General features: G+C 43.4%; 24 protein-coding genes and 1 other RNA gene. 17 read left to right on the top strand and 8 right to left on the bottom strand.

Annotated features, from left to right (window positions below; genetic code table 11):
* Window positions 1-15: 15 nt before the first annotated feature.
* The 8 genes from rplR to map all read left to right on the top strand — a co-directional run bounded on the left by rplR (window position 16) and on the right by map (window position 5560).
* Entirely contained in the window at window positions 16-354 is a 339-nt protein-coding gene (rplR, locus tag Q8P86_00695; GenBank protein ID MDP3996197.1) for a 50S ribosomal protein L18, read from the top strand.
* 47 nt (window positions 355-401) lie between these two features.
* Window positions 402-1007 carry a 30S ribosomal protein S5 gene (locus Q8P86_00690; protein ID MDP3996196.1) on the top strand — a complete coding sequence of 202 codons (606 nt, stop codon included), beginning with the start codon at window positions 402-404 and terminating at the stop codon, window positions 1005-1007.
* Between the two features lie 85 nt (window positions 1008-1092).
* Window positions 1093-1533, top strand: coding sequence for an uL15 family ribosomal protein (locus Q8P86_00685; GenBank protein MDP3996195.1), 441 nt, complete (start codon window positions 1093-1095; stop codon window positions 1531-1533).
* A 91-nt stretch (window positions 1534-1624) separates the two neighbouring features.
* Entirely contained in the window at window positions 1625-2899 is a 1275-nt protein-coding gene (gene secY / locus Q8P86_00680; protein MDP3996194.1) for a preprotein translocase subunit SecY, read from the top strand.
* Window positions 2900-2916: 17 nt separating this feature from the next.
* The gene (locus tag Q8P86_00675; GenBank protein ID MDP3996193.1) at window positions 2917-3369 is read left to right on the top strand and encodes an NUDIX domain-containing protein; all 453 of its coding nucleotides are present in this window, start codon (window positions 2917-2919) and stop codon (window positions 3367-3369) included.
* Between the two features lie 103 nt (window positions 3370-3472).
* A complete protein-coding gene (locus Q8P86_00670) occupies window positions 3473-4063 on the top strand; it encodes a nucleoside monophosphate kinase (protein MDP3996192.1) in 591 nt (196 codons plus the stop codon).
* Window positions 4056-4742 carry a UMP kinase gene (gene pyrH / locus Q8P86_00665; GenBank protein MDP3996191.1) on the top strand — a complete coding sequence of 229 codons (687 nt, stop codon included), beginning with the start codon at window positions 4056-4058 and terminating at the stop codon, window positions 4740-4742. Before Q8P86_00670 ends, pyrH begins: the two co-directional genes overlap by 8 nt.
* Window positions 4743-4801: 59 nt before the next feature.
* Window positions 4802-5560, top strand: coding sequence for a type I methionyl aminopeptidase (gene map / locus Q8P86_00660; GenBank protein MDP3996190.1), 759 nt, complete (start codon window positions 4802-4804; stop codon window positions 5558-5560).
* A gap of 114 nt (window positions 5561-5674) precedes the next feature.
* Here map and Q8P86_00655 read toward each other — a convergent pair whose 3' ends face one another.
* The gene (locus Q8P86_00655; protein ID MDP3996189.1) at window positions 5675-5797 is read right to left on the bottom strand and encodes a hypothetical protein; all 123 of its coding nucleotides are present in this window, start codon (window positions 5795-5797) and stop codon (window positions 5675-5677) included.
* Window positions 5798-5849: 52 nt separating this feature from the next.
* Between Q8P86_00655 and Q8P86_00650 the strand changes: the two genes are divergently transcribed.
* From Q8P86_00650 to Q8P86_00615, 8 genes are all read left to right on the top strand, one after another.
* Window positions 5850-8315 carry a hypothetical protein gene (locus tag Q8P86_00650; GenBank protein ID MDP3996188.1) on the top strand — a complete coding sequence of 822 codons (2466 nt, stop codon included), beginning with the start codon at window positions 5850-5852 and terminating at the stop codon, window positions 8313-8315.
* A 60-nt stretch (window positions 8316-8375) separates the two neighbouring features.
* A complete protein-coding gene (locus tag Q8P86_00645) occupies window positions 8376-11102 on the top strand; it encodes a type IV secretion system DNA-binding domain-containing protein (GenBank protein ID MDP3996187.1) in 2727 nt (908 codons plus the stop codon).
* 13 nt (window positions 11103-11115) lie between these two features.
* Window positions 11116-11904 carry a hypothetical protein gene (locus tag Q8P86_00640; GenBank protein MDP3996186.1) on the top strand — a complete coding sequence of 263 codons (789 nt, stop codon included), beginning with the start codon at window positions 11116-11118 and terminating at the stop codon, window positions 11902-11904.
* Window positions 11905-12040: 136 nt separating this feature from the next.
* The gene (locus tag Q8P86_00635) at window positions 12041-12349 is read left to right on the top strand and encodes a nucleotidyltransferase domain-containing protein (GenBank protein ID MDP3996185.1); all 309 of its coding nucleotides are present in this window, start codon (window positions 12041-12043) and stop codon (window positions 12347-12349) included.
* Between the two features lie 11 nt (window positions 12350-12360).
* Window positions 12361-12741: an HI0074 family nucleotidyltransferase substrate-binding subunit gene (locus Q8P86_00630; GenBank protein MDP3996184.1), complete on the top strand. Its 381-nt coding sequence runs from the start codon at window positions 12361-12363 to the stop codon at window positions 12739-12741.
* Window positions 12741-13349: a nucleoside-diphosphate kinase gene (locus Q8P86_00625; GenBank protein ID MDP3996183.1), complete on the top strand. Its 609-nt coding sequence runs from the start codon at window positions 12741-12743 to the stop codon at window positions 13347-13349. The genes Q8P86_00630 and Q8P86_00625 overlap by 1 nt, the downstream gene beginning before the upstream one ends.
* Before the next feature lie 531 nt (window positions 13350-13880).
* Complete coding sequence (locus Q8P86_00620) at window positions 13881-14345, top strand: hypothetical protein (protein ID MDP3996182.1); 465 nt, start codon at window positions 13881-13883, stop codon at window positions 14343-14345.
* The gene (locus Q8P86_00615; GenBank protein MDP3996181.1) at window positions 14297-15724 is read left to right on the top strand and encodes an MBL fold metallo-hydrolase; all 1428 of its coding nucleotides are present in this window, start codon (window positions 14297-14299) and stop codon (window positions 15722-15724) included. Before Q8P86_00620 ends, Q8P86_00615 begins: the two co-directional genes overlap by 49 nt.
* Before the next feature lie 109 nt (window positions 15725-15833).
* On the opposite strand, the gene rplT is transcribed toward Q8P86_00615, so the two are convergent.
* The 3 genes from rplT to infC all read right to left on the bottom strand — a co-directional run bounded on the left by rplT (window position 15834) and on the right by infC (window position 17037).
* Complete coding sequence (gene rplT, locus Q8P86_00610) at window positions 15834-16175, bottom strand: 50S ribosomal protein L20 (protein MDP3996180.1); 342 nt, start codon at window positions 16173-16175, stop codon at window positions 15834-15836.
* A 114-nt stretch (window positions 16176-16289) separates the two neighbouring features.
* Complete coding sequence (locus Q8P86_00605; protein MDP3996179.1) at window positions 16290-16469, bottom strand: 50S ribosomal protein L35; 180 nt, start codon at window positions 16467-16469, stop codon at window positions 16290-16292.
* A 58-nt stretch (window positions 16470-16527) separates the two neighbouring features.
* Window positions 16528-17037, bottom strand: coding sequence for a translation initiation factor IF-3 (gene infC, locus Q8P86_00600; protein ID MDP3996178.1), 510 nt, complete (start codon window positions 17035-17037; stop codon window positions 16528-16530).
* A gap of 217 nt (window positions 17038-17254) precedes the next feature.
* Between infC and Q8P86_00595 the strand changes: the two genes are divergently transcribed.
* On the top strand, window positions 17255-17773 hold the full coding sequence (locus Q8P86_00595; protein MDP3996177.1) for a hypothetical protein: 519 nt from the start codon (window positions 17255-17257) through the stop codon (window positions 17771-17773).
* 55 nt (window positions 17774-17828) lie between these two features.
* Here Q8P86_00595 and Q8P86_00590 read toward each other — a convergent pair whose 3' ends face one another.
* From Q8P86_00590 to ssrA, 4 genes are all read right to left on the bottom strand, one after another.
* The gene (locus Q8P86_00590; GenBank protein ID MDP3996176.1) at window positions 17829-18047 is read right to left on the bottom strand and encodes a hypothetical protein; all 219 of its coding nucleotides are present in this window, start codon (window positions 18045-18047) and stop codon (window positions 17829-17831) included.
* Window positions 18048-18359: 312 nt separating this feature from the next.
* Complete coding sequence (locus Q8P86_00585; protein MDP3996175.1) at window positions 18360-18563, bottom strand: hypothetical protein; 204 nt, start codon at window positions 18561-18563, stop codon at window positions 18360-18362.
* A 653-nt stretch (window positions 18564-19216) separates the two neighbouring features.
* The gene (locus Q8P86_00580) at window positions 19217-19483 is read right to left on the bottom strand and encodes a GIY-YIG nuclease family protein (GenBank protein MDP3996174.1); all 267 of its coding nucleotides are present in this window, start codon (window positions 19481-19483) and stop codon (window positions 19217-19219) included.
* Window positions 19484-19866: 383 nt separating this feature from the next.
* Window positions 19867-20007: a transfer-messenger RNA gene (gene ssrA, locus Q8P86_00575) on the bottom strand; the annotation flags it as partial.

The raw sequence follows: 20007 nt of genomic DNA, 5'->3' as shown, positions 1-20007 counted from the left end.
TGAATAACTAATTTAATGAAATCTAATTCCGAAAACAGAATAACCAGACACAAGCGCATACGCGCCAAAGTAAAAGGGGACGCAAACCGTCCGCGACTTTCCGTGTTTAGGTCCAATAAATACATTTCCGCTCAACTTATTGATGACGAAAAGGGAGTAACTTTGGGATCCGCCTCTTCACGAGGTTCAAAGGGTAAAAAAATGGAAATAGCCAAAGGTGTGGGAAAAGCAATCGCCTCTGAAGCGGTGAAAAAAGGACACAAAAAAGTCGTGTTTGACAGGAGCGGTTATAAATTCGCTGGAAATGTAAAGGCGGTGGCGGAAGGCGCCCGAGAAGCCGGACTGTCGTTTTAACGGGCGATTATAAAGAAAAGGAAGAAAAGGAGGTATATTCACTAAATATGGAAAACAAACAATACAGCGGTAAATCAACAGGTCAAAACAGCGCGGGCGCGAAATTTCCGCGCAATGTATCCGGACGCGCGCCTAAAAGGAATGTTAGGTCCAAAGAAAGGGCCAAGTCGGAGTTTGACCAGAAAATTCTTATGATACGCCGTGTTGCTCGTGTGGCCGCCGGAGGCAGACGTTTTAATTTTAGCGTGGCCTTGGTTATAGGGGATAGGAAAGGGGGCGTAGGGGTCGGTATCGGCAAGGCGGGAGACACATCTTTGGCCATAGACAAAGCGGTCAAAAACGCCAGAAAGAACATGATAAAAGTGCCGATAACAAAATTGCAATCAATTCCCCATGACGTTTATACCAAATACTCAAGCGCCAGAGTACTGCTTCTTCCGGCTCCGGGCAAGGGGCTTGTGGCTGGCTCTGCCGTCAGAGACGTTTTGACTTTGGCTGGATACAGAGGAGTGGTCGGTAAAGTTCTTTCCGGCAGTAAAAACAAGCTAAATATTGCCCGAGCGACGGTTAAAGCTCTCGTTTCCATTTCGCTTAAATCCACAGCGCCGAGCATGGAACCTCAAACAAATTCCGGCGACCGGAGTTTAAAATAAATACGTCAGACATCATTTAACACTATTTTGAAACTCGGAAGTAGTATTTTGCGATTTTAAACGTAACTTGGACGAAACAACCACTATGCAAACACACGAACTAAAAAGAGACCATGCCAACAAAAAGCCCGCCCGAGTGGGGAGAGGTGGCAAACGCGGTAAAACATCAGGTCGGGGCACCAAAGGCCAAAAAGCTAGGGCCGGTAGAAAACTAAGACCGGAAATGCGTGATATCATAAAGAAACTCCCAAAGTTGCGCGGTCGTGGCGTGTTCGGACTTAAAACAATACAAAAAGCTTTTGTTTCCGTTCCTGTTTCTTTGCTTGAAAAAAATTTCAAAGAAGGAGACAAAGTAACCGTCAAAGTTTTGGCAGACAGAGGAATAGTGGCAAGTCAAAGTGGTCGCATGCCGAAAGTGAAAATATTGGACGGAGGAGAAATTACCAAAAAACTCAATGTTAAAGGACTCTCCGCTTCCCAATCAGCCAAGGAGAAAATAGAGAAGGCAGGCGGTAGTTTGTCATAGCAGACATATAGTTTGTAATAGAATTTTTTTAAAACAGCATCCGCCGGAGCATATCGGAATATTTCCGGTATAGGCGGACGTTTAGCCAAATATGTTTAGTGATTTCGTATCAAAAATAAAAATAGCTTTTACCGACTCGGTACTTCGCAAAAAAATCTTTTTCGTTCTTTTCGCTCTGGTTATTTTCAGAATTTTGGCCGTTATTCCAATTCCCGGCGTTGACATATTTCGTCTGGAGCAGTTTTTCTCAAACAATCAGTTTTTCGGGCTTTTGAACATATTTTCCGGAGGCGGCCTGTCCAATCTTTCCATAGTCATGCTCGGAGTGGGTCCTTACATTACGGCGTCCATCATTATGCAGCTTTTGACTATCGCGTCCCCTAAGCTAAAAGCGCTCTACCACGAAGAGGGCGAGGCGGGAAGAAAAAAATTCAGTCAATACTCGCGATATCTTACCGTGCCGTTGGCCGTTATTCAGAGCTTTGGCTTTCTTCTGCTTTTGAAAAACCAAGGTATAATAAGCGACCTTTCTTTGGCTGAATCAATAACCAACATCGCCGTTGTTACGGCCGGTTCTCTTTTGCTTATGTGGATAGGCGAACTTATAAGCGAGTTCGGTATCGGAAACGGCGTGTCACTCATAATTTTCGGGGGTATCGTTGCAAGTATTCCGACCGCTGTTACCGAAATTTGGCTCAATTACGACCCGTCGCAGATTCCGCTATTTCTCGGTTTTTTGGTCGCGGCGTTTCTCATAATTTTGGGAGTTGTCATAGTAACGGAAGCCGAGAGGCCGATACCGATAAACTACGCCAAAAGAGTCAGAGGCATGAAAGTTTACGGCGGTATTTCCACTTACCTTCCTTTGCGCGTTAATCAGGCAGGAGTAATTCCCATAATTTTCGCCCTTTCCGTGTTGCTTTTTCCGCAGATGATTTTGAATTTTCTGGTCAATGTTCAAAGTTCCGCCTTTCAGGCCTTTTCTTCTTTTCTCTTGGGCATAATGAATAATCCATGGTTTTACTCGTCTTTCTACTTTTTCTTGGTTTTTGTTTTTACTTATTTTTACACGGCGGTTACTTTTGATCCGGACTCCATCGCAACCAACCTCCAAAAAAACGGAGCGTTTATTCCGGGAGTTCGTCCGGGACAAACAACCTCCCAGTATATCGGCAAGGTTTTGACGAGGATTACTTTAGTCGGAGCGACTTTCTTGGGACTTATCGCCGTCTTGCCTTTGGCAATGCAGGGAGTTACGGGAAACGCCACTCTGGCTATCGGTGGCACGGCCCTTCTTATCGTGGTATCGGTGGTGCTTGATCTGGTCAAAAAAGTTGACGCGCAAGTTTCTATGAGGGAATACTAAAGTGCGGTATCTCACAAGTGAAGAATAAATTTAAACCGGAAAAAGGACAAACTGACTATACGAAGGCGCGATGGGCGCCGGTTATAAATTGCGTCTTGAAGTTTCGTGATAGGTTTTTGGTTGTGCAAAGGAGTGAAAATTTACATTTTTTCCCGGGGTTTTGGAACGGCATTTCGGGGTTTTTAGATGACAAAAAGAGTTTGGAAGAAAAGGCCAAGGCCGAAATTAAAGAAGAGCTCGGTATTCCTTTAAATATGCTCAAAAGAGTGCGTCTTTGTGGTATCTTTCACCAAGAGTCGCCGGAATACGGGAAAACTTGGATTGTTCACGCGGTTTCCGTGCAGGTGAAAACAGACAAAGTTAAATTAGATTGGGAGGCGCGAAATTACAAATGGGTCACAATGTCCGAAACAAGTAAATTAAAACTTCTGCCTGGATTTAGGAAGGTTTTGGATTTGGTTTCTAAATAACCTCACTGTTATTATGCTGTTTGTGCTACGCGTTTTTGAGTCCCTTAGGGCAAAAACGGCTAATACTGGCAGTGTTAGCCGTTTTGTGATATAAATAACGGCAATGGACAAAGGTATAAATACCATACTAATGATGGGGAAGACGGGTTCCGGAAAGGGTACGCAAAGCGACATGATTGCAGGAAAACTTGGTTGGAAAATATTTTCCACCGGAGGGAGGTTTCGCCAAATAAAAAAAGGAGGCGACTTTTTAGGTGAGAGGGTTAGGGAAGAGTACGACCAAGGCATTCTTATGCCACATTGGTTTGCCTCTTTTCTTTTTGAAGAGGAGCTTTTGAAACTGACTCCCGAGATGGGACTTGTGTGCGAAGGTATCGGGCGAAAAGAGCCGGAAGCTCGGCTTTTTCATGACGTGGCAACATGGCTACATAGGGACTATGTTGTGTTTGAGTTTACTGTTACGGATGAAGAAGCGACAAAACGAATGCTCGGCCGCGACAGGGGAGACAGTTTGAATGACGAAGAGAAAATAAAAGTGAGGTTAAAAGAGTACAGAAATTTTACTGAATCCGCCATCAATTTTTTTAAAGAAAAGGGAAAGGTTATAGAAATAGACGGAATGAAGACGCCGGAAGAAATTCACGAAAATATTTTAGAAAAAATTAAAGGTTTAAACATCGGAGTCAATGTCTAAAAACCTGACAGTCATATCTTTAGGCGGTTCTCTGGTCTTCCCTAAAGATGGATTGGATGTTCCTTTTGTTAAAGGATTTGTTGACCTCATAAAAAGGAGAGTAAACAACGGGGAGAAATTTGCGATAATAACCGGCGGCGGGACTATGAGCAGAGAATATCAAACGGCTTTGAAGGAAATTTCAAAAAATTCAGAAGAAGAACTTGACTGGATGGGTATTTACGCCACTCGTATGAATGCCGAATTCGTGCGTCTGTCTTTCGGTGAACTGGCCGATGAACAAATCATTCCGGAGCCGTTTGGTTTCAAGGAGATAAAAAAAGGAGTGGCCGTGGGAGGCGGTTTCAAGCCGGGCAGGAGCAGTGATTTTTCGGCCGTGGTTATTGCTGAAAATATAGGCGCGAAAAAAGTGATAAACCTTTCCAATATTGACTACGTTTACGACAGCGACCCGAAAGTAAATCCTGATGCCAAGAAAGTTGAGAAAATAAGTTGGAGCGATTTCTTGGCTATTTTACCGCCGACATGGACACCGGGCGCCAATGTGCCTTTTGATCCGGTGGCCGCAAAAAGGGCGGAAAACGCAAAACTTCAAGTAATCATAATGAACGGAAAAAACCTCACGAACTTGGAAAGTTGTTTGGATGGAAGGGAGTTTGCGGGGACGACAGTGATTTGACGCGAAAAAATGTGAGCAGTGACTTTGTAAAGTCGCGCTTTCAACAAACGATGACGGCTTTGATTAAGACAAAAAAAGACATAGAACTTATTCGCGCCGGCGGTCGCCGTCTTGCTTTTGTGATGGCCGAAGTCATAAAACGGGCGTTGCCCGGCGTATTGCCGTCGGAGCTCGATAAACTTGCAAACGAACTTATTGTCAAAAACGGAGACGTTCCGTCTTTTCTAAACTACAGTCCGAGAAAATCGGAAAGGGCCTTTCCGGCAAGTATTTGCGTTTCAGTAAACGATTCAGTCGTTCACGGAGTTCCAACAGACGAGCCACTGAAAGAAGGAGATGTCGTCGGTATTGATATAGGACTAAACCATAAGGGCCGATTTACGGACTTGGCGGTTACCGTGCCAATCGGTAAAATTTCAGAAGAGGCGGAAAAACTTGTCAAAATAACAAAGGAGGCCCTTTTGAAGGGAATAAAATCGGCTCGGGTCGGCAATACAGTGGGAGATATCGGTTTTTCCATTGAAGAGTTTGTGAAGCCCCATAAATATGGAATAATCCGAGACCTTGCGGGGCACGGAGTCGGTCTTGCCGTCCATGAAGCGCCTTTCATACCAAATTTCGGAAAGGCGGGCCAAGGAGAAAAGCTTCTCTCCGGCATGGTTATCGCCATAGAGCCAATGCTGACTTTAGGTGGAGAGAAACTGACCGTCGGTTCCGATGGAATGACATACAAGACCAAAGATGGCTCTCTGTCGGCTCATTTTGAGCATACTATTTTAATTTCTGAAAACGGGCCTGAAGTGCTTACAAAGATATAACACGTAGCGTCTCGCAAGCAAAATGTGGGGTTTATAAAAGGGTAACTTTGCGAATGTTCCTTTAAAGAGGATAATAGACTTTGAATTACGAAACTCCAGATCCGCGTCTTTCTTTTAAATTTCGGCTACGTCTTTGCAAAAATTATTCAACAGATACTCTGTATATGCCTCATAATTTTTGCTTCGCCTCGCTCGAAATTGAAAAGAAATACATCGGAAGCGAGTTTCGTAACTCAAAGTAATAGAAGTACCTATCGTTTTTTTAAAGGACGTTTTATAATGATTACATATGGAAAAAATCCCTTCTGACGATATAAAAGAAAATGAGTTGAAAAAACAAGCCGAAACACTGGAAGCGGTTATGAAGGACCCTGAAATGAGCAGAAGTTTGAACGAATCTTTTGAGATCAGAGCCAACTCTCCTGTTTTTCGCAACAAGGAAAATTACAAAGTTTTTTTGGATTCTTTGCGGCAGTTTGGTAAACAAAATATTTTTGATAATGAAGGAAATCCCAAAAGATTAAATTCAGTCGCGTCTGACATAGACAGAGAAATAGGCAAGATTCTTGAATCTCCGGCTCACATTCAGGAAAAAAAATGGAGAAAGTTTTTTGAAAATCTTCCCACTGATTACAGAATCGGTGAGGAGCTTCTGAAGGTTTTAGACAAGGAAGAAGTGACAAAGAAGTTTAAAAGTTTGTCGAGACCTTGGGTTAGAGAAAGCGAAGTACCTCATTTGGAAGTGAAAGAGAATGAAAAATTGTCTGAAGTTCAAGCGCCACAATTAGAAGATTGGAGTAAATTTGGCGCTAAAAATAACAGAGAAAAACAGGACGAACATGATGTCCTTGAGTTAAAACCGGAAGCAGACGGCAGGCATGTACATACTATCAATCTTCGTGGTGAAAATATTCCGAAAGAAAAAAAAATTTCAGGGCAAAGAGAAAAAAAACAGAAAAAGAAAAAAGAAGAACCTCTCTCGGACGTTACCGAGCATTCTTTTGAAAATAAAGTAGACAACGAGGAACCCGCTGTTGAGAACGAAACGGTGTCGGCTCCGGAGTCGCTTAAAAATGTCAAAAAAACGGAACAGTTGAGGGCAATATCCAAAGCAGTCAGAGCAAAAACTTTGGAGGAACTTTTTCCTCTTCTTGACCAGATTGGCGAAATAACTGAAGGAAAGAAAACTTTCAGTCCGGAAGCCATTAAAGAAGCTATCGCAAAATCAATAAGGGAAAAGGATGTTATAAAGGCAAAAGATTTTCCAAGGGTTTTGTTTATGAAAATAAGGGAGCTCATAATGGCAGAGCAGTTGAGGGAGGAACTATCTGATGAAAGGACGTTTTTGGGCAAAGTGGCGGAAAAAGGCAAAAATACCGGCCGATTCTTAAAGGAGCTATGGACGGAGGATCAAAAAGACAGATTGAAAGCAGAGGTAGAGAGTCCGGAATTCGGGCAAAAGATAGAAAAGTGGATAAAAGAAAACCTAAAAACGACAAAATCCAAAGCGGTGGCGCTGTCTTTGTTTGTCGCGCTTTCCTTGGCGGTAAAATGGGGAGACAAAGAACCTTCCGCCGACCCCGAAAGAGCCAAAGTCGCCTCGGTAATTCCACATTTCAAAGACAATGCTGATTTTAAGACACAACAAGCAAGCGACGGCACGGAAGTAAAAGTGGTTACGGCTGATATTTTTAATTCCGAACAAACTCCCAAAGAGACGTCCGCTTCCCAGGAGCTAAAAAATGTCTCGCAAGAAGCGCAGTTTATAGGAGAGGAAGAAACAGAAGAAGAAATAAAAAAACCGTCTGCTCCTGAAGTTACCGATACCCATGAAATAGGAGAAGATGATAAAAATGATAGTGTAGTGTCCGCCGAGGAAGATAAAGAGAATGTAGAGGGAGCCGAGGTTTTGCCTTCGGATAATATGAGTGAAAGCGGTATATGGGCCAAGGACTTTACCAAACGAGTTCAGAATATGGATACGGGAAGCCCTGAAGCGTTAGAGGAAGCCAGGATTTTGTATTCCGAATTTATGAGAGAGTTTCAAAATCCCACCAAAGGCAACGTGGAAGAAAAGAAGACGAGAATCGGTAACCCCTACAGGGTTCTCAAAGGAAGTCCCGAGGACTACCTGGCGCTTCAAGAAGCGGCAGAGTCACTGCTTGGCGTTTTTTACGATATTTCTCAAAAACAAAACATTGATCCGATTAACTTTTCTCCTGAAAGAGACACTTTGACCGATGCCGTGAAAAGAATCGGACATTCATTTGAAATAGTAAGTGGCAGTCAAAAAAGAGCGGATTTCGCTTTTGAAAAACAGTCAGAAAATTCCGGTGGAAAAGGGCCGGCGTCGGAAGTTAACTCCGGAGGAGGACAAGAAACCTATGCTCCTGCCGACAAAGAGCAAACAACAAATAAATCTAATGTCTCAACCAAAAAAGGAAACCCTACTGACTACATATGGACTCCAAATGTCAGAACGGGCGGATACAATGCTACGGAGAATAGAGACGCCGATTTTGGAATGAAGCGCAGTGAACCAAAAAAAGCCGGCTTTTGGAAAAGTTTAGCCCAAGCATTTTGGGGACAGCCGATTGAGGGCAGTAAGAAACCGCCGATATACGTTGAAAAAAACACCAGACCGGAATACAGGAACGTTGAGAGACATTCGTACGACACTCATAGTATAAATATTACTCCGAGTGGGGGGTTGAAATATGATAAAAAAGGAGGTCAGTCGCAGAGAAGAAAGTAAGCATGATGCCCAATGTCAGTTAGGGTTAAAGTCGCGTTTTTGTTACGCAGTCAATATTTTATGGAAAAACAGAGGCCAACACTGAACGAAAAGAAATTCTCCTCTTCCGAAGAGGAGCTTGCGTTTTTGCGCGCTGAAGTGGCGAGGAGGCAGAGTGTGGCGGAAATACCGGTAAAAGTGGAAACGGTTGTATCGGATGCCATTCGCGATTACCGTTTTAACAATTCCGACGAAGTCCTGGAAACATCCTACGCTTTGTCGGAAAATGAACAGCAGAGCATAGTTCTTGACCTCTCACCGGAACCGCATGATAGCAAAATGGCAGAGCTTGTTGGCATGCTCCAAACACATGGGGTGAAGAATGTCTTGTCGGTTCTGTATAAGATGCGCAACCCTCATTTGGAAGACGATTTTCATCGTTTTTTGGTTCAATATGTCAAAGCGGGATACCAAACGTCCGATATAAAAAAGAACTCTCCTCTTTTCAGACCTTTGCGCACGACTCTTTTTGAAATTTCTCTGCCGGACGCCGAAGACAAAGAGCCGGCGGAGTCCTTAAAACAGCTTCTATCCGGAATGGAAAGTTTTTACGCCGGTATGCGGGCTGTCGGAGAAGGCGACACTTATTTTACTTTGGAAATAGCAAACGCAAACGGCAGTGATGAATTCGTATTTTACGCTTCCGTGCCCGATGGCAAACGAAATCTGTTTGAAAAACAACTGCTTTCCGTACTGCCAAAAGCCAAATTGACCGAAGCCAAGGACGACTACAACATTTTCAACGAAGCGGGTGTGTCTATCGGCTCCGAGGCCACTCTTGTAAAAAGACCCGCCTATACCTTGAAAACATACGATGAGTTTGAGTTTGACCCTCTGAAGGTGCTTTTAGGAAGTTTCAGTAAAATAGACAAAGAGGGAGAGGGGGCGGCTTTGCAAATAATCATAAGTCCTCTAAACGGCGAAAGATACGGTTCTGCTTTCTCCGAAGCGTTGAAAAACTTGGAAAAAGGAAAGAATACGGACGAAGCTCTGAATGTCGCGGTTTCTTTTTGGGGAGAGATAGGCAAGACGTTCAAAGAGCTTTTAAAGGCCGACAAAAATCCCAAGCAAGAAGAAAAAGAAAAAATTCGTGATGAATCGGCCATTGAGTCCGTCAAGAAAAAAATTTCCTCTCCCATATTTTCCTGCAACATACGTCTCGTGGCTTCGGCTCGAAGTGAAGACGAAGCGGAGGAAATTATTGCCGACTTGGAATCGGCTTTTCATCAATTTGGAAAAACAGAGGGCAACAGTTTAAAGTTTGAACGTCGCAAAGGAAAAAATTTGCGGGATTTTTCTCGCACTTTCAGTTTTAGAACTTTTGATTCTAAAAAATCGTTGGCTTTGAATGCCGCCGAACTCACGGCTCTCTATCATTTCCCCGAAACTTTTTCATATTCGTCTCCGCAGTTAAAACAAGCCAAAGCGGGGGCATCTGCCGCTCCTTTAGAGGCGCCCGAAAACGGCACTCTTTTAGGTGTTAATGACTTTCACGGAAAGAGTAAAGAGATTCGCATTTTGCCCGAGGATCGTCTTAGGCATTTCTACGTAATAGGCCAAACCGGAACAGGTAAAACCACCCTTCTCAAAAACATGATAATACAAGATATTGCCGAGGGTGAAGGCGTCTGCATGATAGACCCTCATGGCGCCGATATTCAAGACGTTTTGGCTTCCATCCCCGCGAATAGAACCGAGGATGTGATATATTTTGACCCGAGTCATTTGGATAGGCCCATGGCTTTGAATATGCTGGAATATGATAGGCGTTTTCCGGAACAGAAAACTTTCGTGGTAAACGAAATGCTTTCCATTTTTGACAAATTGTTTGACATGAAAACCGCCGGAGGGCCGATGTTTGAACAGTATTTCAGAAATGCCGTCATGCTAACGATAGAAGATCCGGATACGGGCGGAACATTATTTGACGTGTCTCGGACTTTGGCCAACAAAGCGTACAGGGACCTGAAACTTTCCAGATGCAAAAATCCCATAGTCACGCAGTTCTGGCGGGAAGTGGCGGAAAAAGCCGGAGGCGAGGCCTCACTGCAGAACATTGTGCCTTACATCACAAGCAAATTTGATAATTTTCTTTCAAACGACATTATGAGGCCCATTGTGGCCCAAGAACTCTCCAGTTTTAACATGCGTGAAATTATGGACAGCCGAAAAATTCTTCTTGTAAATTTGGCCAAAGGCCGTCTGGGAGATATCAATTCCAATCTTTTGGGTCTTGTGCTTGTCGGTAAAATATTAATGGCCGCTCTTTCGCGTGTGGATTCTTTTGGCAAAAGCGACCTGCCTCCTTTTTATCTCTACATTGACGAATTCCAAAACGTTACGACACCTTCTATAGCCACTATTCTCTCTGAAGCGCGCAAATATAAACTGTCTTTAAATATTGCCCATCAGTTCATTGCACAGCTTGACGAGAAGATAAAAGACGCCGTCTTCGGCAATGTCGGTTCCATGGCGGTTTTTCGGGTCGGTTCGGAAGACGCTGAATTTTTGGAAAAACAATTTGAGCCGGTTTTTTCCGGTAAAGACATCATAAACTTGGACAACAGGAACGCATATATCAAAATGCTTATAAACGGTCGTCCGGCAAAACCTTTTAACATTGAGACATTGCCACCGCATCAAGGCGACCGTCAAAGAATTGAAAAATTAAAAGAATTGTCATATCTTACCTACGGCCGAGATAGGGGAAACGTAGAGGAAGAGATTATGAGCAAGTATTATAAGTAAAATTTTATCTTTTATGACAGAAAAAATTCCACAACCGAATTCTCTTGATTCAATGGAGGGGTTGCCACGGCAGGATATTTCGTTGGATTTTAAAGAAGGGAACAGTGAAGTTGTTCCAATCCACATAGGAAAAAGAGAAGTTTCCACCGAAGAGACGGAACCACTGGGCAAAGCCGAACGGCTGAAAGGTCCCGAAGTTCCCCAAAAGATCAATATTACACGACTCCCTCCAAGTTTCTACAGAGAGATGATAGTTATGTCTTATAACAAAGGAGACAAAGAAACATACGGTAAATTTATGGAGGCGGTTACAGCGGAAGAAAAGAAAAGTATTGAAGAAGACGCATTTAACCAAAGCCGGAAAAGTTTCCGGCAATTTTCCAGCACGCTCTTGGCGCTTGATTTTACCAAGAGAGATCTGAAAGAGTTGGAAGACGCACTCTACAAGAGCTACGAGTTCTGGTCTGAAGCCAGGAAAGAGTTGGAAGTTATAGAACTCATTACAAGATCATCCAGGTACCAACCTTTTGTGTCTTTATTAGATAAAGTGAGCCTTCTCCTAACAGACTTAAGACTCGCATGCAGCAAAGAGGCGAACAGGCAGGAAAGTGTATGGGTGAGAATGTTCACAAAGGACAGGACAAACATTATCGCACTTTCTAAAATTCTTGAAGAATACAGAGAGGGGTTAGAAAGTTTATACAAAGCCATTTCACAGGGAGAAGAAATTGACCATGCGCTGTACGCAAAACTCATAACTAAAAAGTGGAATAGGGAGGATTTTTTTTATAAGCCCAATTGAAATCCCCGACGGAATCGAATTTCACTTTGTTTGAGCAGAAGTATTCCCGTCTTTGGCATAACTAATTGTAGTGTTTTACATATACAATAGATAATTGATAATTGAAAAAAGGGGCGGATTATGGTAATCTTTTGGCATGGTCAGGTTGGAATACAAGGAACCGGAGGAGGTGAAAAGAACGGTGCGCGATGTTGTAGGTAAGCATCTTGACCTTTCGGAGTACAAGCTGTTTTTTTTCGGCTCAAGGGTGGTTGGAAAAGGAAGCGCGCGCTCTGATATTGACATAGGTATTGAAGGACCGGAGAAAGTTCCTCTGTCGGTGATGTCCCGAATAGAAGAAGAAATCCATGATATTCCCGTACTTTACAGTATTGATATAGTGGATTTTAGGACCGTTTCATCCGATTTTTATAAGGTGGCAAAATCAAAAGTGGAATTTTTTTAATTTAATTTGATATGACCAAAGAAGAAGCTTTGAGGATTCAGTTTGAAAAAGCGGTCTCTCGCTTGAAGGAAGTTTTGGAAATGGAAAAAAACGAGGTGGTAAGGGACAGCGCTATTCAGAGGTTTGAAATGTCTTTTGACCTGTCATGGAAGCTTGTAAAAGAATTTCTTGAAAACAGAAAAGGTGTTGTTTGCTCCTCTCCCAAGGATTGCTTTCGGGCGGCCTTTAAGCATGGCCTTATTGACTACGAAGATTCCTGGATCTCCATAACAGATACCAGAAACTATACGGTGCATGCTTACAGTGAAGCATTCGCGGAAAAAGTGTATAAAGAGTTGCCTAATATACTGAAGAAATTTGAATCATTATTAGAAAAAGTTAAACAATCATAATGGAAAATCATCCGAAAATAGAACGTACGCTTGTCGTCATAAAGCCCGACGGCGTTCAAAGGACTCTTGTCGGCGAGATAATCGGCCGTTTTGAAAGAATGGGGCTTAAAATTGTCGGTCTTAAGATGATGGTGCCCACATCGGAGCATGTTGAGGCGCATTATTCTTTAGACCCGGGATGGAAAGAAGCGGTCGGTAAAAAGGCCATTGAAAGTTATGAAAAAAAGGGACAAGAGCCGCCGAGCCGAGACCCGATAGAAGTCGGAGATAGAGTTATAGAGGGACTTAAAAAATATTTAACCAGCGGACCTGTGGTGGCCATGGTGTGGCAAGGAGCGCATGTTGTGGAACTTGTAAGAAAAATAGGCGGAGGCACGGAACCGCGTTCGTCAGACGTTGGAACCATACGCGGGGATTTTGTTCTGGACTCTTATCAAATGGCGGATACCGACAAAAGGGCGGTTAGAAATCTTGTGCATATGTCAGGTACTATTGATGAAGCCAAGCTTGAAATAGCTCATTGGTTTAAAGAAGAAGAGCTGACAAACTATCGTCTGGTGCAAGAGCAGATACTTTATGACGTAAACTTAGACGGTATATTGGAATAGAAAACGAAGTCAAAAGCGGACAATTAGTAATTTACTGTGAATTACGAAACACCTGCTTCCCCCCCACGAGGAAAGTCACAAAAAAGTGACTGAGACCGGGCAAGCGCCCTTGGAGCGGTCACTTTTTTGGGAGCTTTTCGAGTGGGGGGGGGCGACTGCCGTATTTCGAAATTCAAGATAATTTATGGAAATTAAAGACCCGTCAGTTCACCAAGGCGAACTGACGGGTCTTTCATGGGTTATAAAAACATAAACCCTAGAATACTCTAGGTGGGTGACCGCAACGCGCACGCGTCAGAATGTCACTCGTATTTAACGGAGGACTCTCATCGGCACGACGTAATAATAGATCTCCCTTTGAAAGTGGTATAGAGTTTTATATTTTTATAACCTATAATCATTATACACCCATTCTAATGAAGGACAAATGAAAAGAACGAATGAAAACAGACCTGTGCCTAAAACATGTTAGAATAAAAGAGGTATTTGCCAAGAAGTAGAGCTTCGCTTTAAAACTTACTGACCAAAACAATGAAGAAGAATATCGGTATTTCCATATTTGTCCTGTTTATCGCCATCGGCGCCTTGCACGCTTTTTCCATCCACTTTTATTTTTACTGGATATTTTGGTGGTTGGATATACCTATGCATTTTCTCGGGGGGCTTTTTGCCGGACTTGTAGGTTTGTGGACTTATCTTTACTCCGGAGTTTTCTCTTACGATAAACAGGGTCGTTTTAGATTGGTTTTTGCGGCCGTCATCGGTGCTTTGGTTATCGGCGGTTTTTGGGAAGTTTACGAGTATTTCACCGGTCAAACATACAACGCCATAAGAAACTATCCTTTAGACGTTCTAAAGGATATGGTTTTTGACGTGTTAGGGGGCTTTGTGGCTGCCTTTTATGTGGAAAAAGGTCTGAAAAAAGAGACACGAGGACCAATAAATTCATGGCAAAATCAAAGTCAATCCACGACCGAGGACAAACCGTTAAAATGAAAGAATCAAATATCAATCCTCATATAATTTTCTGGAGCGGAGCAAGCACCGTTACTGGCGCCAATTTTGAGTTTTCCGCCGGTGGCAAGAGGATTTTGGTTGACTGCGGTCTTTTACAAGGAGTCCAATTTGCCGACAAGAGAAACGCGGAACCGTTCCCTTACAACCCTGCGGACATTGATTATCTTTTCGTGACGCACGCCCATATAGACCACATCGGTCGCGTGCCGAAACTTGTAAAAGACGGATTCAAGGGAAAGATAACAAGCACCGAAGCGACACTAAAAATCGCCAAGTTCATGTTTGAGGACGCTCTTTCCATTATGCGTTACGAGAACAAAAACGGCGAAAATCTTCTTTATGAAGAAGATGACGTTTCCAAAGCGTTGTCTGTTTGGCAAACGATTGAATACGGCAAACCTTTGCAGTTGTCTCACGACCTTGCGGTAACGGCCAAAGACGCCGGACATATTTTGGGCTCCGCGATGTATGAGTTTGAGTACGGCAACGGACGCAAAATCAAGGCGGTCTTTACGGGAGATTTAGGCAACTCTCCGGCGCCTCTTTTACCTAACACGGAAATTATTTCAGACGCCGACTATGTTGTCATGGAAAGCGTTTACGGAGACCGAAACCACGAAGGTTCGGGAGAAAGAAAAAACAAACTTCTTCAGGCCGTAACAAGAACTATTAAAAAAAAGGGGACATTGCTTATTCCTTCTTTTTCGCTTGAAAAAACTCAAGTGCTTCTTTATGAAATAAACGAAATGGTTGAAAACGGTAAAGTGGGTGATGTCGCCGTTTTTTTGGACTCGCCCCTCGCTATTAAAATCACAGGCGTCTATTCGGAAATGTCGCATCATTTCAAAGGGGAGGTGCGCAAAGAAGTGGAGGGAGGAGACGATATTTTTGAATTTCCGGGACTCAAAATGACTCCACGAGTCCGGCAGTCGCAGGACATTGCAAACGCCAAAGGACCAAAGATAATAATAGCCGGCTCCGGAATGTCCGCCGGTGGCAGAATACTGCGTCATGAAGAAATTTACTTGGGAGATGAAAACGCCACTATACTTTTTGTCGGTTATCAGTCGCCCGGTTCTTTGGGTAGAGAGATTCAAGACGGCGCCAGGTCAGTACAAATAGGAAATAAAAAGGTCTTCGTGAAGGCAAAGGTTGAAACCATAAGCGGGTACTCTTCACACAAAGATTCGGATGGACTTTTGAATTTTGTTGAAAATACGGCCGGTTCTTTAAAAAAGACCTTTGTTGTCATGGGCGAGCCGAAAGCGGCATTTTTTTTAGTTCAAAAACTTCGGGACTATCTTGGGGTTGAGGCGGTTCATCCTTCGGATGGGGAAAAAGTGGAGTTGGAATTCTAATGTCGGCTGAACTTTGTCCTCGGGAGATAAAAATCGCCCCCATTCGCCCGCAAAAGCGGGCGAATGGGGGCGATTGGCATTATTGCATCTCGCGCTTGCAGAATCTTTTCTACCTCGCCTTCTCCACCACTCTCTTGAAGGTTTCGGGATTCTTTTCGGCTAAACCGGCGAGGATTTTACGATCCAGATCAATATTTTTTTTCTTTAAAGCGCCGATAAATTTACTGTAAGACCATTCGGTGCCCAGTCCGGCGTTTACCTGAACGTTCCAGAGTTTTCTGAAGTCATTTTTTTTGTCTCTCCTGTGGGCAAAAGCGTAGGCGCCCGCGTGCACCAGAGCTTCATAAGCGGCCCTTTCTTTTTTTGAGCGCGCGTGTCTGTATCCCTTCGTCGCTTTTAAAACGTTTTTCCTTGTCTTTAAAGCGTTTACCGCTTTTTTTACTCGTGACATATGATTATTTGGTCTCTAATCAATCCCGAATTTTCTCCCTAATTTTCCCTAACATTAGATTCGTGATTGATTCGGGAGGCGCGTACTCGCGCCTATTTCGAGACCATTTGAGTTTTATGCTAAATATCTGCTAATGTCTTTATTGTTCATCTTGAAAGGCGACGTCTTGTGTTTGGACATCGTCTGTCTGCCTCTTTCTTTGGCGTTAAAATGGTTCTGGCCCGACCTTCTTCTTAAAATCTTGCCATTTTTCGTAACCTTAAGTCGTTTTGTGTATGATTTGTTTGTTTTCATATTTTAGCGTTAAGCGTTCAGTAAAAAGTATTTACATACGCTAAACGCTGTACGCTTACTAACTTCTCTCTATTATCACCGTCAGTCCCTTTGGCCCTCTCTTTAGCGGTTCGGCGATTTTGTATTCTTCGGAAATAAAACGAAGAACTCGCTCCAACCTTTCAGAGAGAAACTTTGGGTCCATGTATTTGGCTCTGCCTGAAAGGAAAAGCTCTACTTTGACCCTATGCCCTTCCTGAAGCCACTCTGAGGCCTTTTTGGCCTTTAATTCCAAATCGTGTTCGCCCGTGCCTATTTTAATTTGAATGCTTTTTATTTCCGCGTTCCGGCTTTTTGATCTTGAGGCCTTTGTCTTTTTGTTCTCCTCGTACTGATACTTGCCGTAATCCATTATCTTAGCCACCGGCTCCGGAGAGTTGGGCGAAATCTCTATCAAATCCAGCCCATCCTCTTCGGCTTTGCGAAGAGCGTCCTGAAGAGACAAGAGACCCAAATTTTCTCCCGTGGAGCTTATAACCCGGAGTTCTTTGGCCCGTATCTGATGGTTTATTCTGACTTTTTGACTCAAGGGATAATAAGATTACTTATGGGAAGAGTTTACCATACAAGTAAAATAAAAGCAATTTTTTAACGGACGAGCTGTATCAATACCTGTTGATACAGCTCGTCCGTTTTCAAAAGTTTGAAGCCGGTTTTAGAAAACATTATCACCATTTTTTCATGCGCTGTAAGTAAAATGGTAGTTAAAGGTAGTTAAAAGTTTAAGAAATCAATAAAATTTTTTTATGAGAATTTCAGACAAAAGCCAAACTCTTATAGCAGACAACTTTGAAAAGAGCAAAGTTTCTCTAAAAGAGTTTTTGAATATTTCGGTTTCATGGAAATCCCGACTATCAAGCGGTTGGAGTTTTTTGGTGAATATGGCAAAGGCCGTTTATTCTTCCGTGGAATGTCTTTTGTCGCTTGCGCTTTCGGCTATTTTGATTTTTATTTCAAACCCGCTTGAAATAGCCATGCCGGAGTTTTTGGGAAATCTGGCTCTTATAGCGGCTTTTCTTATCTGGAGCGTCTGGACTCTTTTTGTTTGGCAGGAAGAGGTTCTCGTTTTCGGAAAGGCGGATGTTTTGCGAAGTACTCATGTCGCGGGGTACATTATGGGTTCTTGGGTTATTCTTTTGGCTATCGCGGTTGGATTTGCCACTCGCGGAGCCGACATTTGGTTTGCGGTAGCTCTGTCTTTTCTGGTTTTGATAAAATCGTTTTCAATCGCGACAGGGAAAGTCATGGCCGATAATTTCGGATAGAAAAAATCTTGCCGGCCAAGCGACAAGATTTCGGTTTTCTGCGCAAATTCTGGTGTTACCTCAAAAGGATCGAAATGACCTTTAGAAGGGAGAGAATGGCCACGAGGAAAATTGAGCATACTGTCATGACGAATAATACGTTTATAAGGACTCGGCCGAAGAGTCCGATTTTCGCCAGGATTTCCTGCCTTTTCACTTCTCTTCGCACGCCTTCTTGGTCTTCCTTTAGAATTCTCTCGATTTCTCTTCTTTCCCTTTCTGTAAACAATTCCATAAGTTTCCTTTCTGAATCTAAAATACCACACTGAACAACTATTTGTCAACTCAAAAAAGATAACCACTCACACCTATCAGAAAGTGGCTTTATTCATCCTTTTCTAAAGGAGGGTGGTCATTCTGATGACGGAGGATTTATAAATCCCTCGGCCTACGGCCACTCCCTTCCCGCGCTACGCCGAAGCGGCTTCGGAGAGGCGAGTACAAAAGGGAGAATGAGAGTGTGGGTAGTTACAAAAAAGACCCCATCTTGAATCGCTTCAAAATGGGGCTTGTTTCTTCGCGGTGACGAGAGGAGACCCCGCTCAAATTATATTTTAGCCATCCTTGGCGTCATTTCGAGCGCTATTTGAGCGGCACGGCCGGATGAAATGTAATGGGACGCCAGCTCGTTGTTCGTGGGCTCGTGGTTGACCTCTTCTCCAGTCACCCACTCGTTGAACGGACTCTCCATTTCATGCTTCTGTATTTGCAAAAATACAGGAAGAGGCACTGGAATACTGGGAGTGTTCATACTGAAAACAGTTTAACGCCACAAAGCATCCGACACAACGGCTTTCTGTGGATTTCTCGGACTTTCGACGCGAGAATACATTCCTTCTTTCACGTCCTTTTTTCGGGTGGTGGCGAATGGTTGAGGGAGTTGCGTTTTTGCATTCCGCATTCTGACACATACCGCCGTGTGCGCTCCGTAGATAGCGTAAGGTATTAACATCCCGCAATGGGGACATGTTGCGCGAATCGGTCTACTCATTTTGACTCCTTTCTGCGTTCCTTTAGCCGTTTATCTTTATAAACAGTCGCGAGAACAAAAACAAGATGAAGACTAGAATCAGAAACGTTTGCAATCTGTCGTTTCGCCTTTTCGCTCTTAATAATTCTTCTAGTCTTTGCTCGTATGCCGCTTCGGCCTGGTCGGCTTCGTATATTCTGCGAAGCTCCACAATTTGCCTGTCTGTTAGGGTGTTCACACTGTCCTCTAAAGTAAACCTATGCAGGGGGTTTGTCAATTCCTCACGCAAGTGAAGCCCGCCCGAACGTACCGCACAGACACGTTCGGTACGGGCGGGCAGTTCACTTGCTCCGTCTCCAATAAGAAAAATCGCCCATTCGGGCTGGTTTTTGAAAATGTAATGATGGGCGGAAGCTCGCGGACTCGCGTATCGGTTACATTTTCGTGGGTAATTCTTTTCTGTATTTTTCTATTAAAATATCTTTCTTTTTTCGCGACCACTTCTTCAGTTGGATTTCTCTTTTTCTTGCTTGTTCCAATGTGCTGTATTCTTCCAGAAAGACGATTGTGAAGTCGGATTTGTATTTAGTAAAGCAAGCGCCGCGTTTCTGATTGTGGTATTCAACTCTGTCTTTAGGATTTTTTGTTATGCCTATGTAAAGCTTGTCTATAGAATTTTTGATCATGTAAACGTAGAACATGGTTTTATTATCTCTCAATTACCACTTGAGACAAGTCTATCAAACAGTCCCTCGACGCGAAGACTTGCTCGGGACACTCGACTCGCTTAAACTAAAAAGCCATGCGTTAGCATGACTTCTTAGGTGGTTTATCCTTCGACAAGCTCAGGAAAATCCACGAGCGAGCTTGCTTTCTGAAGCAAGCGAGTCGAGTGGAGATGGGCGGACCGCGAGTACGCTTATCGAACATTACATGTTCAGTACGGGTTTCCCATCCAGCACTAAAGGATATTAGTGCTGGATATGGGAGAACCCCTTCGATTCCGCCACGAAACGTGCGCAGGCACGTTTCTCATCTCCACATAACAAAAATGGCTCGCCAAGAAGCGAGCTCATTTTTGTACATGTGGAGATGGGCGGAATCGAACCGCCGTGCAAAAAGAATCCATTGAAACGTCTACAAGGTCTAGTTCGTTTTGATTTTTAGGTCTCGGCGCTTTAAACGGACAAAATACGCCAAAACCTTAGCTCCTTTTATTTCAAGA

The sequence above is a fragment of the bacterium genome (assembly GCA_030699905.1).
In the GTDB taxonomy this organism is placed as follows: domain Bacteria; phylum Patescibacteriota; class Minisyncoccia; order Phycocordibacterales.
Note: the sequence above shows the minus strand (reverse complement) of the source record. Positions and strands in the feature narration are given on the sequence as shown.

Coding starts and splice junctions, on each gene's coding strand:
- rplR (MDP3996197.1), top strand. CDS start 16: ATGAAATCTAATTCCGAAAACAGAATAACCAGACACAAGCGCATACGC.
- Q8P86_00690 (MDP3996196.1), top strand. CDS start 402: ATGGAAAACAAACAATACAGCGGTAAATCAACAGGTCAAAACAGCGCG.
- Q8P86_00685 (MDP3996195.1), top strand. CDS start 1,093: ATGCAAACACACGAACTAAAAAGAGACCATGCCAACAAAAAGCCCGCC.
- secY (MDP3996194.1), top strand. CDS start 1,625: ATGTTTAGTGATTTCGTATCAAAAATAAAAATAGCTTTTACCGACTCG.
- Q8P86_00670 (MDP3996192.1), top strand. CDS start 3,473: ATGGACAAAGGTATAAATACCATACTAATGATGGGGAAGACGGGTTCC.
- pyrH (MDP3996191.1), top strand. CDS start 4,056: ATGTCTAAAAACCTGACAGTCATATCTTTAGGCGGTTCTCTGGTCTTC.
- Q8P86_00650 (MDP3996188.1), top strand. CDS start 5,850: ATGGAAAAAATCCCTTCTGACGATATAAAAGAAAATGAGTTGAAAAAA.
- Q8P86_00645 (MDP3996187.1), top strand. CDS start 8,376: ATGGAAAAACAGAGGCCAACACTGAACGAAAAGAAATTCTCCTCTTCC.
- Q8P86_00640 (MDP3996186.1), top strand. CDS start 11,116: ATGACAGAAAAAATTCCACAACCGAATTCTCTTGATTCAATGGAGGGG.
- Q8P86_00635 (MDP3996185.1), top strand. CDS start 12,041: ATGGTCAGGTTGGAATACAAGGAACCGGAGGAGGTGAAAAGAACGGTG.
- Q8P86_00630 (MDP3996184.1), top strand. CDS start 12,361: ATGACCAAAGAAGAAGCTTTGAGGATTCAGTTTGAAAAAGCGGTCTCT.
- Q8P86_00625 (MDP3996183.1), top strand. CDS start 12,741: ATGGAAAATCATCCGAAAATAGAACGTACGCTTGTCGTCATAAAGCCC.
- Q8P86_00620 (MDP3996182.1), top strand. CDS start 13,881: ATGAAGAAGAATATCGGTATTTCCATATTTGTCCTGTTTATCGCCATC.
- Q8P86_00615 (MDP3996181.1), top strand. CDS start 14,297: ATGGCAAAATCAAAGTCAATCCACGACCGAGGACAAACCGTTAAAATG.
- rplT (MDP3996180.1), bottom strand. CDS start 16,175: ATGTCACGAGTAAAAAAAGCGGTAAACGCTTTAAAGACAAGGAAAAAC.
- Q8P86_00605 (MDP3996179.1), bottom strand. CDS start 16,469: ATGAAAACAAACAAATCATACACAAAACGACTTAAGGTTACGAAAAAT.
- Q8P86_00595 (MDP3996177.1), top strand. CDS start 17,255: ATGAGAATTTCAGACAAAAGCCAAACTCTTATAGCAGACAACTTTGAA.
- Q8P86_00590 (MDP3996176.1), bottom strand. CDS start 18,047: ATGGAATTGTTTACAGAAAGGGAAAGAAGAGAAATCGAGAGAATTCTA.
- Q8P86_00585 (MDP3996175.1), bottom strand. CDS start 18,563: ATGAACACTCCCAGTATTCCAGTGCCTCTTCCTGTATTTTTGCAAATA.
- Q8P86_00580 (MDP3996174.1), bottom strand. CDS start 19,483: ATGTTCTACGTTTACATGATCAAAAATTCTATAGACAAGCTTTACATA.